We start from the raw sequence: 1,744 nt of genomic DNA, 5'->3' as shown, positions 1-1,744 counted from the left end.
CGGCTGGCGCGTGTCGGCGCCGCCAAGGCGGCAATCGCGCGCATCGAGAGCATCGCCGGAGCCGCAGATGATGAGGGAGGCGAGGTGCCCGGCGCCAGGCTTGCCGCCGCCGACAGCATCGTCGCCGGGTACCGGCGCCGCATCGCCGCCTCGGACGAAGCCGATGAGGCCCGCGCCGAGGCGCGTGAAGCCGGAAGGCTGGAGCTCGAATTGAGATTTGCGGGCATCGAAGCCGAGCGCGAAGCCGTGCGCGCCATGTTTCGCAGCGGCGAGATCAACGACCATACGTCGCAGGCGCTGTTTACCGAGATCACGCTCACCGAGGCATTGCTGAGGGGCCGGAAGGCGAGGAAATAACGACGCGCGGGCCTGGCTGGCGCAATCCGGCCAGCAAATTTCGCGTGGCAAACGTGGCGGGGCGGAAACAACTGTGTTAATGGCGCCGCGTGCAGGTTGCCCAAAAGTGTACAGCGGTTTGGGCAACGACATGCATAAACAAAATTGCCCCCGAACCCCGAGGATTTCAGGCCATGGCAACAGCAGCGGCAGTGTCGAACAAATTCGAATCCTTCTTCGAAACCACGCTGGCCGACGCCGATCCGGAGATTTTCGGCGCCATCCGCAACGAACTCGGCCGCCAGCGCCACGAGATCGAGCTGATCGCCTCGGAAAACATTGTTTCCCGCGCGGTGCTTGAGGCGCAGGGCTCGATCATGACCAACAAATATGCCGAGGGCTATCCGGGCAAGCGCTACTACGGCGGCTGCCAGTTTGTCGACGTGGCCGAGGAACTGGCCATCGAGCGCGCCAAGAAGCTGTTCGGCTGCAACTTCGCCAATGTCCAGCCGAATTCCGGCAGCCAGATGAACCAGGCCGTCTTCCTGGCGCTCTTGCAGCCGGGCGACACGTTCATGGGCCTCGACCTCAATTCCGGCGGCCATCTGACCCACGGTTCGCCGGTCAACATGAGCGGTAAATGGTTCAAGGTCGTCTCCTATGGCGTGCGCCAGGACGACCATCTGCTCGACATGGATGCCATCGAGAAGACCGCGCATGAAACCAAGCCGAAGCTGATCCTGGCCGGCGGCACCGCCTATTCCCGCGTCTGGGACTGGAAGCGTTTTCGCGAGATCGCCGACGCGGTCGGCGCCTATCTGATGGTCGACATGGCGCACATCGCCGGGCTGGTCGCCGGCGGCGTGCATCCGTCGCCGCTGCCGCATGCCCACGTCGTGACGACCACGACGCACAAGTCGCTGCGCGGCCCGCGCGGCGGCATGATCCTGTGCAATGACGAGGACATCGCCAAGAAGATGAATTCGGCGGTGTTCCCCGGCCTGCAGGGCGGCCCGCTTATGCATGTCATCGCCGCCAAGGCGGTTGCCTTCGGCGAAGCGCTGAAGCCAAGCTTCAAGGTCTATGCCGAGAGCGTCGCCGCCAACGCCAAGGCGCTCGCCTCCAGCCTCAAGGAAACCGGTCTCGACATCGTCTCCGGCGGCACAGACAACCATCTGATGCTGGTCGATTTGCGTCCGAAGAACGCCACCGGCAAGCGCGCCGAGGCGGCGCTGGGCCGCGCCAACATCACGTGCAACAAGAACGGTATTCCGTTCGACCCGGAAAAGCCTTTTGTCACCTCGGGCGTGCGTCTCGGCACCCCGGCCGGCACCACGCGCGGCTTCGGCCAGGCCGAATTCCGGGAGATCGGCAAGCTGATCGCCGAAGTGCTGGATGGTCTCAAGGT

At 64.3% G+C, this 1,744-nt stretch carries 1 protein-coding gene and 1 pseudogene; both read left to right on the top strand.

Annotated features, from left to right (window positions below; all coding sequences use genetic code 11):
- Positions 1–357: pseudogene (locus EN991_RS35010) on the top strand (Na+/H+ antiporter); the annotation flags it as partial.
- A 173-nt stretch (positions 358–530) separates the two neighbouring features.
- Positions 531–1,744: serine hydroxymethyltransferase (glyA, locus tag EN991_RS35005; protein WP_164769622.1), on the top strand; the 1,214-nt coding region annotated here is incomplete at its 3' end.

Source organism: Mesorhizobium sp. M7A.F.Ca.US.005.03.2.1 (genome assembly GCF_003997795.1).
In the GTDB taxonomy this organism is placed as follows: domain Bacteria; phylum Pseudomonadota; class Alphaproteobacteria; order Rhizobiales; family Rhizobiaceae; genus Mesorhizobium; species Mesorhizobium ciceri.
Note: the sequence above shows the minus strand (reverse complement) of the source record. Positions and strands in the feature narration are given on the sequence as shown.